We start from the raw sequence: 16,099 nt of genomic DNA, 5'->3' as shown, positions 1-16,099 counted from the left end.
GCCGGGCACCCGCTCTGCTATCCGCATGGCCGACCCCGCCGCCCCGATCCAGCCGCCCGACCGCCCCGCCTACCGCCTCAAGCGGCTGCTGCTCGGCCCGCCCCTGGTCACCGAGCGGATCCGGCGCGAGAAGCTGGGCAACCCGGCAGCGCTGGGCGTGCTGGCCTCCGACTGCATCTCGTCGACGGCGTACGGCAGCGAGGAGATGCTGCGGGTGCTGGTGCCGGTCATCGGGGTCGCGGCGTTCTCCCTGATCCTCCCGGTGACCGGGGCGATTCTGCTGGTGCTGCTGCTGGTCACGCTCTGCTACAGCGATGTGGTGATGATCTACACCCGGGCGGGCGGCTCCTATGTGGTGGCGCGGGAGAACTTCGGCCCGGACATCGCCCAGATCGCCTCGGTGGCGCTGCTGGTGGACTACATCGTCACCGTCGCGGTCCAGGTCTCGGCTGGCACCAACGCGATCATCTCTTTCGCCCATCTGGTCGGCGGCACCTGGACCGGTATCGACCATCTCCAACTGCCCCTCAGCGCCCTGGTGATCCTGATCCTCGCCTACGGCAATCTGCGCGGACTGCGCGAGGCCGGGCGGGTCTTCATGGTGCCCGCCTATCTGTTCATCGTCGCCATCGGCCTGATGCTGGTGGTCGGCGTGGTCCGCGGGCTCACCGGGCGGCTTCCGCACGCCGATGTGCACGCCGCGGGCGCCGTCCACCTCGGTACCCCGGACGGCGGCTGGCTCTACGGCGCCTCGCTCTTCATCGTGCTGCGCTCGTTCGCCAACGGCGGCTCCTCGCTGACCGGCCTGGAGGCGATCTCCAACAGCGTCTCGGTCTTCCGCGATCCCAAGGGCCACAACGCCCGCCGCACGCTGATCACGATGAGCTGCATCCTGGGCACGCTGGTCCTCGGGGTCTCCGCCCTCGCCCACTTCACCCACGCCATCCCGTACCGGGACGGCACCCCGACCGTCCTCGCACAGGAGGCCCATCTGGTCTTCGGCGACGGGGCGGTGGGCGCCTTGGGGCTGGCGTTCGTCCAGCTGGCGACCGCGCTCATCCTCTACACGGGCGCCAACACGCCGTTCACCGGCTTCCCCTTCCTGGCCAGCTTCGTGGCCGAGGACCGCTTTCTGCCCCGGCAGCTCACCCGGCGCGGCCACCGGCTGGCCTTCTCCAACGGGATCATCGCGCTGGCCGTGGTGGCGCTGGCGCTGCTGGTGGTCACCGAGGCCAATGTGGACCGGCTGGTGGCGCTGTACGCGATCGGGGTCTTCACCGCCTTCACCATGGCCGGGGCCGGGCTCACCGCCTATCACCTGCGGCGGCGGGAGCCGGGCCGGGGCTGGAAGATCGCGGTCAACCTCACCACCGCGGCCGTCTCCGCCGCCGTGGTGCTGATCTTCGGAATCACCAAGTTCACCGAGGGCGCCTGGCTGGTCGTGGTGGTCTTCCCGCTGGGGGTCTGGGCGCTGATCCGGATCAACCGCGAGTACCGCGCGGAGGCGGCCGCCCTGGAGGCGGTGCCGCGTCCGGGGGACGACGTTCCGCGCTGGCGACGCCATGTCGTCTTCGTCCTTGCGGACAGCATCGACCTCGCGACGGTCAAGGCGCTGCGCTACGCCCATGAGCTGCGGCCCGACGAGGTCCGCGCGGTGCACTTCATGGTGGACGAGAGCCATGCCCGCCGGCTGATGGCGCGATGGGAGGCCACGGCGGGGGTGACGGTGGCGTTGGAGGTCGTGGCCTGCCCGGACCGGCGGCTGCGCCATGCGGTGATGGAGCTGGCGGCCCGTACCACCGAGGACGGGCAGACCGCGCTGACTCTGCTGGTGCCGCGCCGCACCTACGCCTCCCCGCTGGGCAAGCTGCTGCACCGGGGCACGGCGGAGTCGCTGGCGAAGGCGCTGGAGTACCTGCCGGGTGTCGCGGTGACGATCCTGCCGTTCGCGGTCAGCCTCGCGGCACGGGAGAGCGAGGTCCCGGAGTGACGCGGATCCGGTCCCGGACCCCGACCGTGACACGGCCCCGGTCCCGGAAGAACACACTTACTTAACCGGAAGTACCTTTCTATTGGTTAGCGCTTCCCTTAAGGTGGGTGTTCCGATCCCGAACAGGAGAGTCACACCTATGAGCATTGTCGTCACCGGAGCCACCGGCCACCTCGGCCGACTCGTCGTCGAGGGGCTGCTGGAGAAGGTTCCCGCCGACCAGATCACCGCGGTCGTGCGCGACACCGCGAAGGCCGCCGACTTCGCCGACCGCGGTGTACGGCTGCATGAGGCCGACTACAACCGGCCCGAGACCCTCGCCGGCGCCTTCGCCGCGGGCGACAAGGTGCTGCTGATATCCGGCAGCGAGGTCGGGCAGCGCGGTCCGCAGCACCAGGCCGTTATAGACGCCGCCAAGGAGGCCGGTGTCGCGCTGCTCGCCTACACCAGCGTGCTGGGCGGCCCGGCCGCCGACTTCACCCTGGCCGACGAGCACCACGTCACCGAGAAGGCGGTCACCGACTCCGGTCTGCCGTACGTCCTGCTGCGCAACGGCTGGTACCACGAGAACTACACCGAGAACCTCGCCCCGGTCCTGGAGCACGGCGCCGTCGTGGGCGCCGCGGGCGAGGGCCGGGTCGCCTCCGCCTCGCGCGCCGACTACGCCGCGGCCGCCGTCGCCGTCCTGACCGGTGAGGGCCACGAGGGCACGGCGTACGAGCTGTCCGGCGACACCGCCTGGAGCTTCGCCGAGTACGCCGCCGTGATCGCGGAGCAGACCGGCAAGGAGATCGTCTACGGCGCCGTCTCCCCGGCCGAGTACCAGACCATCCTCACCGGCGCGGGCGTCCCCGAGCCGCTCGCCGTGATCCTCTCCGACGTCGAGGGGGCCATCGAGCGCGGCCGGCTGGCCGCCACTCCGGGCGATCTGTCCCGGCTCATCGGCCGCCCGACCACGCCCATCGCGGACTCGGTCGCGGCCGCACTGAAGGGCTGACCGGCCCCGTACGCACCACGTCCCGCCTGTCATGACCGTATCCCGATACGGGAATGACAGGCGGGCCTCACCAGCGCTACCTTCGGACCCTCGGAACGGGCCCGCCCTGGGCTCGCCATGCCGTCGGGGAGGGTGCCGTGACGCCGCAGGACCAGCAGGACCGCGCCGATCGCTCCGGTCTCCTCTACGGCTTCGCGGCATACGCCTTCTGGGGGCTGGTGCCGCTCTTCTGGCCGCTGTTGGAGCCCGCCGGCGCGGTGGAGATCCTCGCCCACCGGATGGTGTGGTCGCTGGCGGCCGTCGGTCTGGTGCTGCTGGCGCTGCGCCGCTGGAGCTGGATACGGCCGCTGCTGCGGGAGCCCCGGCGGCTGGGCATGATCGCGCTCGCCGCGACCGTGATCTCGATCAACTGGGGCCTGTACATCTGGGGCGTCAACAGCGGCCACGTGGTGGAGGCCGCGCTCGGATACTTCATCAACCCGCTGGTCAGCATCGCCTTCGGGGTGCTGCTGCTGCGTGAGCGGCTGCGGCCCGCGCAGTGGGCGGCGGTCGGCGTCGGAGCGGTGGCCGTGGCCGTGCTGGCGGTGGGTTACGGCAAGCTGCCGTGGATCGCGCTCACCCTCGCCTTCAGCTTCGCGACGTACAGCCTGGCCAAGAAGCGGGTCGGGCTGGACGGGCTGGAGTCGCTGGCCGCCGAGACCGCCGTACAGTTCCTGCCCGCGCTGGGCTTCTTGATCTGGCTCGGGGCGCGCGGCGACAGCACGTTCGCGAGCGAGGGCGCCGGACATGCGGCGCTGCTGGCGAGCTGTGGCTTCGTCACGGCGCTGCCGCTCATCTGCTTCGGGGCCTCGGCCGTGCGGCTGCCGCTGTCGACGATCGGGATGCTGCAGTACGTGGCGCCGACCTTCCAGTTCGCCCTCGGCATCACCGTCTTCCACGAGACGATGCCACCCGAACGGTGGGCAGGCTTCGCCCTCGTCTGGCTCGCCCTCGCGCTGCTCACCTGGGACGCGCTGCGCACCGCCCGGCGGGCGCGGCGGGAGCTGGCCGACGCCGCCGCGCGGGCGGCCGCGCTGTCGGCGACAGTGGAGGCCGGTGTCGTTCCGGAGGCTGGTCTCGTTCCCGAAGCCGGTGTCGTCCCCGAAGCCGGTCTCGTCCCCGAAGCCGGTCTCGTTCCGGAGACGGTCATAGCGGACGTCGCCGCATCGGATATCGCCGTATCGGATGCCGCCGCGCCCGACGCCCGGCCGGGATCGATATCCGGCGGGTGATGTCCGGTTCCCGCCCTTGACGCGGAGTCAGCCACACCCGGAGCATCAGCCTCGCGTCATCACCGCTTCAGCGAACCGCGGGTTCGCCGCTCCATCGCCCCCACGGGCACGTGCACCACACAGCGTCACGTCATTCCGTCCTGTCCCCGTTCGGAACCGGAGCCCCCCATGTCGTCATGCGCTGAGCGCCGCCCCCGAAGATCCCTGATACGCCGGACGGCCGCCATGGCCGCCGCCGGTACGGCCGTCGCCGCCCTGGTGTCGGCCGCCCCCGCCACCTCCGCCGCCGCATCGGCCCGGCCCGCGGCGGACTCCCGTACCGCCCTCGCGGCGCCGGACATCTCCGTGGCCAATGTGAAGGCCCATCTGACCCAGCTCCAGTCGATCGCCACCGCCAACGGCGGCAACCGCGCCCATGGCCGCCCCGGCTACAAGGCGTCGCTCGACTACATCAAGGGCAAGCTGGACGCCGCCGGATACACCACCACCGTGCAGCAGTTCACCTCCAGCGGTTCCACCGGCTACAACCTCATCGCCGACTGGCCCGGCGGCGACACCAACAACGTGGTGTTCTCCGGCGCCCATCTGGACTCGGTCACCGCGGGCCCCGGGATCAACGACAACGGCTCGGGCTCCGCCGGCATCCTGGAGACCGCGCTCACCGTCGCCCGCCAGGGGGCGAAGCCCACCAAGCACCTGCGGTTCGCCTGGTGGGGTGCCGAGGAGCTGGGGATGGTCGGCTCCCGCTACTACGTCAACAACCTGCCGTCAGCCGAGCGGGCGAAGATCGACGGCTATCTCAACTTCGACATGATCGGCTCGCCCAACCCGGGCTACTTCGTCTATGACGACGACCCCGGGATCGAGTCGGTGTTCAAGGCGTTCTTCTCCGCCAAGGGCGTTCCCACCGAGATCGAGACCGAGGGCGACGGCCGCTCGGACCACGCGCCGTTCAAGAACGTGGGCATCCCGGTGGGCGGTCTCTTCAGCGGCGCCGACTACATCAAGACCTCCGCCCAGGCCCAGAAGTGGGGCGGCACCTCCGGTCGGGCGTTCGACAGCTGCTACCACCGCTCCTGCGACACCAGCAGCAACATCAACGACACCGCGCTGGACCGCAACAGCGACGCCATCGCCTACGCGGTGTGGACGCTCGGCGGCGCCTGATCCCGGATGACGCGTCGTGTTCGGCTCGGTGTTCGGCTCGGTGTTCGGCCCCAACCGGCTCAGGCCGTGATGTCCTTCGCGGTGAACCGGGCCCAGGCCGCCGAGCCGAACACGGCGACGTACAGCCCCTGCAGCCCCAGATTCTTGACCAGCTCGTCCCAGTAGACCGGCTCGCGCAGGAGATCGGCGAAGCTGAGCCAGTAGTGCGGGAAGAGATACGGGTGGATCGCGTGGAGCTGCGGGATGCTGTCGAGGATCTGCGCGGTGACCACCAGCCCCACGGTCGTGGCCATGGCCGCGATCCCGCTGTTGGTGAGGGTGGAGATGAACAGCCCCACCGTCGCGATCCCCACCAGCGACAGGGCCACCAGGGCCGCCACACCGAGCGCCCGGAGCAGCGCTTCCTCGAACGAGACGGTGATGCCCGAGATCAGCGTGACATCGCCGAGCGGGAACAGCAGCGCCCCCGTCACCAGGCCCGACAGCGCCACGATCAGGGTCGCGATCAGGCAGAAGGCCATGGACGTGGTGAATTTGGCCAGCAGGAGACGGGTCCGCCCGGCGGGGGCCACCAGCAGATAGCGCAGCGTTCCGGCGCCCGCCTCACCGGCGATGGCGTCACCGGTGATCACACCGATCACCATCGGCAGGAAGACGGGCAGCGTCGCCGCCAGCGACGCGAAGACCAGGAAGATCCCGTTGTTGGTGATCTGGGAGAAGAAGGCCGGGCCCTGCCCGTCTCCGCCACGGCCGCCGCCGAGGCCGTCGCCGTCGCTCGTTTCGATCTTCACGGCGACGCCGATGAGGATCGGGATCAGCGCGAGCACCCCGAGCAGGGCCAGGGTCCGCCAGCGACGGAGGGTGGTGGTCAGCTCGGAGCGGAAGAGCGCCAGGGCCCAGAGGGGGTTCGGGCGGGGCGCGTTCGGGGCCTTTCCGCCTGCCTTTGGGCCAACGGCCTTCTCGCCCGTACGGGTGGCCGATGCGCCGGTGCCGACCGTGTCCGATGCGCCGAGGTCAACCGTTCCCGCGCTCTCGGCCCGCGGCTCCAGTTCCTCAGCCCGCGACATCGAAGCCCTCCCCGGTCAGTGCCACAAAGGCGTCCTCGAGCGAGGCCCGTTCGGCCCCGAAGGCCCGGACCCGCACCCCGGCGCGGACGAGGGCGGCGTTGAGATCGGCCGGCTCCAGTGGCGCGTCGTCCGCACCGGGGCCGGGCACCGGCAGTTCGCCGGAGACGCGCTCGTCCAGGATCACCAGATCCGTCACGCCGTGCTCCTTCAGGATCCGGACCGCGTCCGCCGGGTCCGGGGTGGTGACGACCAGCCTGCCGCGGCTGCCCGCCGCCAGCTCGGCCACCGTGCCCTGGGCGATCAGACGGCCCTGGGCCATCACGGCGGCATGGGTGCACACCTGTTCGATCTCGTCGAGGAGATGCGAGGAGAGGAAGACGGTGGTGCCCTCCTCGGCCAGTTCGCGCACCAGGGAACGGATCTCGCGCATGCCCTGCGGATCGAGGCCGTTGGTCGGCTCGTCCAGGACCAGCAGCTCACGCGGCTGGAGCAGCGCGGCGGCCAGGCCCAAGCGCTGCTTCATACCGAGCGAGTAGGCGCGGGCCTTCTTCCCCGCCGCGGCGGCCAGCCCGACCCGGTTCAGGGCGGCCTCGACGCGGGGGACACGGGTGCGGGGATCGGCCGTGGGGTCCGCGGCGTCGTAGCGCAGCAGATTGTCGCGGCCGGTCAGAAAGGGGTAGAGGGCGGGGCCCTCGATGAGGGCGCCCACCCTGGGCAGCACGCTCCGGGCGGCGCGCGGCATCGGCTCGCCGAGCAGCCTGGCTCTGCCCGAGGTGGGCTCGATCAGGCCCATGAGCATGCGAATCGTCGTCGTCTTCCCCGAGCCGTTGGGCCCGAGGAAGCCGAAGACGCTGCCACGCGGCACGGACAGGTCGAGTGCGTCGACCGCGAGCTGTCCGCCCCGGTAGCGCTTGGTGAGCCCGCGGGTCTCCACCGCGGTGTCGTTCCCCTCGGTGGACCGCTGCTCCACGGGCTCCCCTTCGTTATGCGTCGTGTTCTACGCCGTGCGCGCCCAGCGCCTCACTTGGCCGCGTTGGCGGCCTTGACCAGGGCGTCCTTGTCGACCGCACCGACGAACACCTTGCCGTCGTCGGTGAGCAGCGCGTTGACCAGACGGGTGCTGACCACGGTGCCGGAGCCGAAGTCGCCCTTGACCTCCTTGCCGAAGCCGCCGAGGAGTCCGGACGCCGCACCCGGGCCGCTGTCGCCGCCGGGGGTCGTGGACGCCGCGCCGCCGGGGGTGTCGAGCCGGGCGACCGAGTCCCAGCCGTCACCGACGACCTTCAGCCCGGACAGGGCGCCCTGGGCGTCCTTGAAGTCCTTGGCGCCGAAGTCCTTGGCCTTGGGCCGGTCGGCCTTGGGCTCCTCGGTGACCTTGGCGCCCTTGGGCAAGGTGAAGTCGAAGGTGCTCGCCTTGGGCTTACCGAAGTCGACCTTGGTGTAGCCGACGTCGATGGCCGCCTTGCCGCCGCTCTTCGGGGAGAGCGTGAACTTCAGCGGGACACCGTTGTCCGCGTCCACCGCGATACGGACGGATCCGATCGTGGAGTCGCTGTCCGCCTTGGGCTTGATCAGCAGGTCGTACGCGTCCCGTCCGGCGACCCGGGAGGTGCCGTCGACCGTCACATCCGTGGTGTCGTCCACGGAGGAGAGCACCGTCTTGGCGATCTCCTGGGGCGTGGCGCCCCGCAGGTCCTTCGGCAGCTCCTGCCGGTGGTCGCCCTTGGCCTTCGCCTCCTCGGGGGCGGTGGCGTGGTAGGCGGAGTTGCTCCCGCTGTCGTACGCCCAGATCTCGTCGCCGTTGTGGATCATGCTGTACTCGGCGGCGTTCTCGACGATCGACACCCGCTGCTTGCCGGGGCCGTCGGTGGCCACCCGCAGGGTGTGGGAGCCGGAGACCAGCTCCATCAGCCGGGATTCGGGCGAGGCGGACTCCTCGCCGCCCTGCGCCCCGCCGAGGTCGGCGAGGGAGCCGCCGCCGGGGAGCGAGGGGATGCCCAGATCGGTGGTGATCTTCACCGAACCGGACATCTGCTGGGCGTCCGATGCCGCCATCTTGCTGATCAGCTCTTGTGCCGAGATCTTCGGCAGGTCGGGGTCACCGGTGCTGGCCAGCGCCGGGACCAGTCCTATGGTCGCCGCCGCGATGCCCGCGACCGCGACCGGGGCGGCGTACCGGGTGACCTTCTTCCCCCGGGATGGCCGCTCGTCATCCCAGAAGCCGTCGTCGGCGACCTGTGTCGGTCGGATCCGTGCCATGTGTGCTCTACCTCCGTCGTCGGCGGCGGTTCGTCAGCTTGCACTCGTCCACCCTCTCGGGCCATTGTCACCCGATCCCGCCATGTGGTGGTCTTTTCATCCCACCAAATCGTGTGACGTGGCGCGTCAGCCCGCAGGATCACCTGGGTGTACTGCTCGGGGATGACACCGCTCCCCCGGGAGTCAGGGTCGGCTCCCCGGAGCCGGGGCCGGAGCCGGGGCCGGTCGGGGCGGAACGGTGGCCTGGGCGGGGGCTGGGCGGGGGCGTCAGCCGGGTCGATGGGCTGGGGCTGGGCGGGGGGGCGTCAGCCGACCGGTGGATGGGAGGCTGGGCGGGGGCGTCAGCCGATCGGTGGGTGGGGCCTGGGCGGGACGTCAACCGGCCGCTGGGCGGGAGGCCGGGCGTCAGCCGGCCCGGTGGACCACCGCGTCGCACAGCCCCTCGAGGGCCGCCTTCGCCGGGCCCTCGGGCAGCGGCGCCAGCATCGAACGGGCCTCCGCCGCGTAACGGACCGTGACCCGGCGGGCCTGCTCCAGCGCCGGATGGGCACGCAGCCGCCGCAGCACCTCGGCGAGGCGCGCGTCATCGCTGAGATCGCCCGCGAGCAGCTCGCACAGCTCGCGGTCCTCGGCCGAACCGGTCGCCTCGGCCCGCTCCCGCACATAGAGCACGGGCAGGGTGGCCACGCCCTCGCGCAGATCGGTGCCGGGGGTCTTGCCGGACTCATGGCTGTCGCTGGCGATGTCCAGCACATCGTCGGCGAGCTGGAAGGCCATGCCGAGCCGCTCGCCGTACTGGGTGAGGATGCTGACGATGGACTCGTCGGCACCCGACATCATCGCGCCGAACCGGCCGGAGACGGCGATCAGCGAGCCCGTCTTGCCGGCCAGCACATCCAGATAGTGCTCGACCGGGTCACGGCCGTCGCGGGGGCCCGCCGTCTCCAGGATCTGGCCGGTGACCAGCCGCTCGAACGCCTCGGCCTGGATCCGCACCGCCTCGGGGCCGAGATCGGCCAGGATGTGCGAGGCCCGGGCGAAGAGGAAGTCGCCGGTGAGGACCGCCACCGAGTTGCCCCAGCGGACGTTGGCGCTGGAGACGCCGCGCCGCACCTCCGCCTCGTCCATCACATCGTCGTGGTAGAGCGTCGCCAGATGGGTGAGCTCGACGACCACGGCCGAGGGCACCACTCCGGGTGCGTGGGGATCGCCGAACTGCGCGGCCAGCAGCACCAGCAGGGGCCGGAACCGCTTCCCACCGGCCCGCACCAGATGCTGGGCGGCCTCGGTGATGAAGGGCACATCGCTCTTGGTGGCCTCCAGCAGGCCCTCTTCGACCGCCGTCAGCCCGGCCTGGGTGTCGGCTTCCAGAGTCCGGTCCCGCACGCTCAGCCCCAAGGGCCCGACGAAGCTCACGGGGTACTCCTGTCTGCCTACGAATGACGCGAATGTCGACGTGTCGCTGCCTCCACCAACAGGCAGCGTATCCGGTCGGGTATCGATCACTGTGGGCGCCTTCCCGCCTTGTGCGCCTCTCACCGTTCTCTCCCGAACCGGTTACTTCACATCGCAGTACCGCGATCGCAGCAGATCATTCATCCCCCGGCCCCCGACAAGTCGGCCAACCCGGCCCGCTGACGGATCAACCGGCCCGGCCTGCTGACCGGCCAACGGGCCCGGGCCGGACCGGACCGGACCGGACCGGGGACGGCCGTCGGCCGGGGAAGGCCAGGGACCAGGGCAGGCCATCGGCCAGGGACCAGGGCAGGCCATCGGCCAGGGCAGGCCGATGGCCGCGGGCTCGGCGGTCGCTCATCTGTGCGCGGCGGCCACCGCCTTCGCCAGCCGTGGCGACGCGTACTCCGTGCCGCAGACGAACCGCATCACCGGGCCGAAACTCGCCGCCGCGGGCAGCCCGGTGAAGTACAGCCCGGGGACCGAGGAGCCGTATCCGGCGTCGAGCCAGGGTCCCCCGGCGCCGGTGACCAACTCGGAGCGGAGCCCGGGCCCGAGGAAGTCCAGCGCGGCGACGCTCATCCGGTAGCCCGTCGCGGCCATCACATGGTCGGCGGCCAGCTCACCGACCCGGCCGCCCCCGCGCAGGCCGACCACCGGCCGGCCGTCGGACCGCACCGTGACCCGGCTGATCTGCCGCCCCTGGGTGACCCGCACCCGCCCGGCGAACCGATCCCTCAGCCACCAGGCGCCCTTGGGCCCCAGCACCCTGCGGACCAGATACTCCCGGGCCGGGGCTGGCAGCCGCCGGAAGCCCACGGCGTGGTACGACAGCGCGTACAGCGACCAGGCGCGGCCGAACGGCGACTCGGGCCGCAGCCTGGGCTGGTGGTCCGGCGGGGCACCGAAGGCGACCGCGCGCGGTCCGCGGGCCACCACCCGCACCGCGGCGCCCGCCTCGGCCAGCAGCACCGCGCTCTCCAGCGCCGACTGCCCGGCCCCGACGACCACCACCTCACGCCCCTGGAAGCGCCCGAGGTCACGGTGTTGCGAACTGTGCGAGACGGGGCCGCCGGGAGCGGGCCCGTCCGGTACGGCGGCGGCCAGCTCACGGGGGAGGTGGGCGAGCCCGCTGAGCCCGCTGGCGACGACGACGGCGCGCGCCGTGAACTGCTCCCCCGAGTCCAGCTTCAGCTCGAACCGGCCGCCCCGCCGGTCGACCGAGACCACCCGCACCCGCTCCAGCTCCGGCACCAGCCGCTCCTGGAACCACAGTCCGTAGGCCGAGAAGGTCTCGACGGGGATCAGGTCCCAGTCCGACTCATAGCGCGGGCCGCCCGTCGCATGGCAGAAGTCCAGCAGGGTGTGGCCCGGCTGCGGTGCGTCGATGTTCGAGGCGACCGGTGTGGATTTGAGCAGCATGCCCGCGGGCATCCGCTCGCGCCAGCTCACCATCGGATCCCCGAAGACACGGACCGGCAGCCCCCGGGCGCGCAGATGAGCGGCGGTCGACAGACCGTACGGACCGGCCCCGATGACCACTACCGGATCGTTCATGAATCCCCCAAGGTGTTCAGCGTTCACTTGGCGCGCCACAGCCGGTAGAGCTGGGCCGCGCCGGGCCGCAGCGAGCGGGCCAGCATGGTGAAGAACGGCTTCATGTCGTCCCGCGCGGCCCAGGCGAGCTCGGTCCCGCTCGCCCTCGCCGGGGCGTGCGGGGTGGTGTATCCACTGCGGCGATAGGCGAGCAGCGCGGGCAGGTCGATGTTCTCGACCGTGAACCGGCGGTCCGGCCGCTGCCCGGCCCCCGGGACCGCGCGCCCCGTCAGATCGAGATGCTGGGCCCGGACCACATCGATCCCCACCGCGCTCTCGAAGAGCCGGAACTGGGCGCCCATCCGCGGATTGAAGTCCAGCAGCTTGTACCGTCCGTCGCGCCGGTCGAAGCGCCAGTCCAGATCGACGATGCCGCTGAAGCCGATCCGCTGGACGAACTGGCCCGCCATCCGCGCCAGCTCCTCGTTCTCCACCACATAGGCGCAGGCCGTCATCCCCGCGTGCGGCGGCCAGGACCGCACCTTGACCCCGGTGAACATCGCCAGCGGTGTGCTCCCGGCGTCGAAGTACCCATGCACGATCCAGTCCTCGGCCTCCTCGCGCGGCAGATACTCCTGCAGGACCACCCCGGGCCGCGGTCCCCACCGCCGCGCCAGCTCCATCAGCTCCCGCGGGCCCTCGATCCGGGTGGTGCCGCCCACCGCGGGCTTCTTCCGCCGCTCGAACGCCTCCCGGTTCTTGGCGACCACCGGAAACCGCGCGCTCGCCGCGAACGCCTTGACGTCGGCATAGGTGTCCGGGAAGGCGCCCTCGGGCGTGGGCACCCCGTGCTTGACGCACAGCTCGTGCAGCCCCTGCTTGCTCGCCAGCCGCCTGGGCAACTCGGGCTCGGCGCGCGGGAAGAGGAAGCCGCCCTCCCCGGCGAGCCGATCCGCGTGCTCGGCGATCAGCACCGCCGCCTCTTCGTCCGTCGGCAGCAGAACCGTCGGCCGGCCGATCGCCCGCCCTATCCGCAGCAGCCCCTCCACCAGCCGCTCCGGCCGCTCGCTGCCGGTGGTCGGCCAGACGAAGGGCCTCGCCAGATAGCGCGAGAGCGCCGCCGGGGTCCAACGGTCCTCGGTGACCGCGTACATGGGGACGCCGAGACGCCCCAGGGACCGGATGGCCCCGACGCCACCGTGATGCAGCGGATAGTGGCCGATCTTCACGACCAGAGCGGGTACGGAACGGTCCACCGCGAATGGCACGGCACTGCTCGCCACGAGCCCCCCTTGGTCACCGCAGCGCAGTGGCCCCCCCACTGTGCGTGACCCCGAGAAAGGACGCTACTTCGGAATCGCCGCCTCCAGCAAGGATTTTCCGGACATTGCCATCTCTTTAGGGGGTAGTCGACACGGTGCCACCTTCCTTTCCTCCCCGCACTCCCCTCGCCTTAGGGTGTGCTGCACCCCCAGCAGTGACCAGGAGAAGGCGAGGCAGCCCCGATGCCGCAGCGATCCCCGCTGGACCTGCCCGAAGGCGACCCCTTCGGCCCGCACAACCTTCCCTATGGCGTCTTCACCACGCCGCACGCTCCTCATCTGCGGAAAATCGGGGTGCGCTACGGAAACCATGTGCTGGACGCCGGCGCCGCCGCGGCCGCCGCCGCCTCTCCGCACACCGAACAGCTGGGCGCCGACACCCTCAACCCGCTGATGGCCGCGGGCCGCCCGGTCTGGCAGGCCGTCCGCGCCGAGGTGCTCGACTGGCTCACCGACCCCGCGCACCGGTCGACCATCGAGCCTCTGATGCACCCCCTCCCCACCGTCGCGCTCCATCTCCCCTTCGAGGTGGCCGACTACGCCGACTTCTATGCGAGCGAGCACCACGCCACCAACACGGGCAGGATCTTCCGCCCCGACGGCGAAGCGCTCAGCCCCAACTGGAAGCACATGCCGATCGGCTACCACGGCCGGGCCGGCACCCTCCTCGTCTCGGGCACGCCCATCGTCCGCCCACAGGGCCAGCGCCTGCCCCCGGCCGATACCTCCGCACCACACGCTTCCTCCCCCACTCCGGTCTTCGGCCCCTCCCTGCGCCTCGACTTCGAGGCGGAGGTGGCCTTCGTCGTCGGCGCCCCTTCCACTGTGAATACACCGGTCGGCCTCTCCGGGTTCCACGACCACGTCTTCGGCGTCTGTCTGCTCAACGACTGGTCCGCACGCGACATCCAGGCATGGGAGTACCGCCCGCTCGGCCCGTTCCTCGGCAAGTCCTTCGCCACCTCCCTCGCCGCGTGGGTCACCCCGCTGGAGGCCCTCACCGCGGCCCGCACCAGCCCGCCCGCCCGCGACGTCCCGCTCCTCCCCTACCTGGACGACAGCGCCGCCGAGCCCGGTGGGCTCGATCTGCGCCTCGAGGTCGCCCTCAACGGCCACACGGTCTCCCGCCCGCCCTTCTCCACCATGTACTGGACCGCGGCCCAGCAGCTCGCGCATCTGACGGTCAACGGCGCCTCGCTGCGCACCGGCGACGTCTTCGCCTCCGGCACGGTGAGCGGTCCGCGCCCGGACGAGCTCGGCTGTCTCCTCGAACTCACCTGGGGAGGCCGCCGGCCCCTGCGGCTCCCCGACTCCACCCGGACGTTCCTGGAAGACGGTGACGAAGTGACCATCACGGCCTGGGCGCCGGGCCCGCAGGGGGTCCGTATCGGGCTGGGCGAGGTGACCGGCCAGGTCGTCCCGGCCACGCCCTGACCCGGCTGCTAATTTGTCGTGCTCCCGCCCTGACGATCGAGGAGAGACACGTGAACAAGGCAGTGGGCATCGCCGGCACGGTGGCGGCGGCCGCCCTGCTACTGACCGCATGTGGCAGTGACGGAGGCGACGACAAGAAGGACACCTCCAACGATCCCTCCTCCGCGTCGAGCGCCCCGGCGGAGGGGGGCGCGGACGCGAAGGTCTCCGGCACCTATGTGGCGAAGTCCGGTGACGAGGCCGTCATCCTGTCCATCAGCGGCAAGCAGGCCGTCCTGATGGCCGGCAAACACATCTGCAACGGCGAATACGCCGACATGGGCGGGAAGATGCTCATGCTCAAGTGCGCCGACGGCAACACCGAGCGCAGCGCCGGCAAGGTCACCCTGGGCGCGGACGGCAAGACCCTCACGGTCGACTGGGACGCGCTCGCCAAGAACGACACCTTCGTCAAGGCGACCTCGCCCAGCGACCTTCCCTCGGGCCTGCCGACGTCGCTCCCCTCCGGCCTCCCGACCGATCTGCCCAGCGGTATCCCGACCGACCTCCCGACCGGCTGAACCACCGCGCCGGCCCCCGTCCGGCGCCCCGGGCCCCTGGTGCACCACCGCGCCGGGGGCCGCCGCGCGCAGTGGCAGATCTTGCCGCCGCGACGGCGAAACCGCAGGCAGCGGCGGTACGAAGGCCGTCGCCAGGTGGCGCAACACTTCGGCAACACCATCGGCCCGGCCCCGTCGGTATGGTCCCCGTACGACCCGCCGACCAGCAAACCCCGGAGCCGGCCGATGCCAGCCGAACGCCCCCGCGAGCACGCCCCGCCGGTCGCCGCCGCGCGCCGCCGCCGGCTGCGCGCCGACCGGGCACGGCAACTCGCCGATCTGCTCCGCCACCAGGTCCTCACCGGTGGCTTCCCCGGAGGCGTACTCCCCCTGGAGGACGCGCTCGGCCAGGACTACGGCGCCTCCCGCAACACCGTGCGCCAGGCGCTCGACCTGCTGCGCGCCGAGCGCCTGGTGGAGCGGCAGCCCGGGGTGGGCACGGTCGTCGTCGCGGAGAAGTACCCGCACGGCCTCGACCGGCTGATGGGCCTGGCCGAGACCCTTCACGAACACGGCCGGGTGACCAATGAGGTGCGCACCGTCGGCCCCGTCCCCGCGCCCGCCTGTGTCGCCGACCGGCTGTGCGTCCCCGCCCGTACCGATGTCCTCTATGTCGAGCGGCTGCGCCGGCTCGGCGGACTCCCGCTCTCCCTCGACCTCACCTACCTCCCGATGGACATCGGCGCCGACCTGATCGGCGCCGATCTGGAGAACACCGATGTCTTCCGGCTGATCGAGAAGATCACCGGACAGGCCCTGGGTACCGCCGAGATCACCCTCGAGGCCGTCAACGCCGACGCCCACTCGGCCGCCGTTCTGCAGGCCCCGCGCGGTGCGGCGGTCCTGATGCTGGAGCGGCTCACCCATCTGTGCGATGGACGCCCGGTGGACCTGGAGTTCATCCGGTTCCGCGGCGACCGGATCACCATGAGCGGCCAGTTGCGCCGCGCCGCCTGAGCCGCCCCGACCGCCTTCCCCGCGACCACCTTTCCGCTCCTTCAC

At 71.5% G+C, this 16,099-nt stretch carries 13 protein-coding genes; 7 read left to right on the top strand and 6 right to left on the bottom strand.

Annotated elements, in window-relative coordinates; genetic code table 11:
• The first annotated feature begins 25 nt into the window (after positions 1-25).
• The 4 genes from BLV72_RS19635 to BLV72_RS19620 all read left to right on the top strand — a co-directional run bounded on the left by BLV72_RS19635 (position 26) and on the right by BLV72_RS19620 (position 5,425).
• Positions 26-1,990 (top strand): APC family permease, encoded by a 1,965-nt coding sequence (locus BLV72_RS19635; protein ID WP_093463803.1) that lies wholly within the window; start codon positions 26-28, stop codon positions 1,988-1,990.
• Between the two features lie 139 nt (positions 1,991-2,129).
• Positions 2,130-2,987 carry an SDR family oxidoreductase gene (locus BLV72_RS19630; protein ID WP_093463802.1) on the top strand — a complete coding sequence of 286 codons (858 nt, stop codon included), beginning with the start codon at positions 2,130-2,132 and terminating at the stop codon, positions 2,985-2,987.
• A gap of 137 nt (positions 2,988-3,124) precedes the next feature.
• Positions 3,125-4,258, top strand: coding sequence for an EamA family transporter RarD (gene rarD / locus BLV72_RS19625; RefSeq protein ID WP_093463800.1), 1,134 nt, complete (start codon positions 3,125-3,127; stop codon positions 4,256-4,258).
• 225 nt (positions 4,259-4,483) lie between these two features.
• Positions 4,484-5,425 carry a M28 family metallopeptidase gene (locus BLV72_RS19620; RefSeq protein WP_093463798.1) on the top strand — a complete coding sequence of 314 codons (942 nt, stop codon included), beginning with the start codon at positions 4,484-4,486 and terminating at the stop codon, positions 5,423-5,425.
• Between the two features lie 59 nt (positions 5,426-5,484).
• On the opposite strand, the gene BLV72_RS19615 is transcribed toward BLV72_RS19620, so the two are convergent.
• The 6 genes from BLV72_RS19615 to BLV72_RS19590 all read right to left on the bottom strand — a co-directional run bounded on the left by BLV72_RS19615 (position 5,485) and on the right by BLV72_RS19590 (position 13,025).
• On the bottom strand, positions 5,485-6,492 hold the full coding sequence (locus BLV72_RS19615) for an ABC transporter permease (protein WP_208905674.1): 1,008 nt from the start codon (positions 6,490-6,492) through the stop codon (positions 5,485-5,487).
• On the bottom strand, positions 6,479-7,462 hold the full coding sequence (locus BLV72_RS19610) for an ABC transporter ATP-binding protein (protein ID WP_093463797.1): 984 nt from the start codon (positions 7,460-7,462) through the stop codon (positions 6,479-6,481). The genes BLV72_RS19615 and BLV72_RS19610 overlap by 14 nt, the downstream gene beginning before the upstream one ends.
• 50 nt (positions 7,463-7,512) lie before the next feature.
• Positions 7,513-8,751, bottom strand: a complete 1,239-nt coding sequence (locus tag BLV72_RS19605; RefSeq protein WP_093463796.1) for a LolA family protein — start codon at positions 8,749-8,751, stop codon at positions 7,513-7,515.
• Between the two features lie 405 nt (positions 8,752-9,156).
• The gene (locus BLV72_RS19600) at positions 9,157-10,167 is read right to left on the bottom strand and encodes a polyprenyl synthetase family protein (protein ID WP_093463794.1); all 1,011 of its coding nucleotides are present in this window, start codon (positions 10,165-10,167) and stop codon (positions 9,157-9,159) included.
• 396 nt (positions 10,168-10,563) lie between these two features.
• The gene (locus BLV72_RS19595; protein WP_093463792.1) at positions 10,564-11,763 is read right to left on the bottom strand and encodes an FAD-dependent oxidoreductase; all 1,200 of its coding nucleotides are present in this window, start codon (positions 11,761-11,763) and stop codon (positions 10,564-10,566) included.
• A gap of 23 nt (positions 11,764-11,786) precedes the next feature.
• Positions 11,787-13,025 carry a carboxylate--amine ligase gene (locus tag BLV72_RS19590; RefSeq protein WP_244320857.1) on the bottom strand — a complete coding sequence of 413 codons (1,239 nt, stop codon included), beginning with the start codon at positions 13,023-13,025 and terminating at the stop codon, positions 11,787-11,789.
• A gap of 222 nt (positions 13,026-13,247) precedes the next feature.
• On the opposite strand from BLV72_RS19590, the gene fahA reads away from it, so the two are divergent.
• From fahA to BLV72_RS19575, 3 genes are all read left to right on the top strand, one after another.
• Positions 13,248-14,498, top strand: a complete 1,251-nt coding sequence (gene fahA / locus BLV72_RS19585; protein WP_093463789.1) for a fumarylacetoacetase — start codon at positions 13,248-13,250, stop codon at positions 14,496-14,498.
• A gap of 50 nt (positions 14,499-14,548) precedes the next feature.
• Entirely contained in the window at positions 14,549-15,058 is a 510-nt protein-coding gene (locus BLV72_RS19580) for a hypothetical protein (protein WP_093463787.1), read from the top strand.
• A 225-nt stretch (positions 15,059-15,283) separates the two neighbouring features.
• Positions 15,284-16,054 carry a GntR family transcriptional regulator gene (locus tag BLV72_RS19575; RefSeq protein ID WP_093470439.1) on the top strand — a complete coding sequence of 257 codons (771 nt, stop codon included), beginning with the start codon at positions 15,284-15,286 and terminating at the stop codon, positions 16,052-16,054.
• Positions 16,055-16,099 lie beyond the last annotated feature (45 nt).

The sequence above is a fragment of the Streptomyces melanosporofaciens genome, from assembly GCF_900105695.1.
Classification (GTDB): Bacteria; Actinomycetota; Actinomycetes; order Streptomycetales; family Streptomycetaceae; genus Streptomyces; species Streptomyces antimycoticus.
Note: the sequence above shows the minus strand (reverse complement) of the source record. Positions and strands in the feature narration are given on the sequence as shown.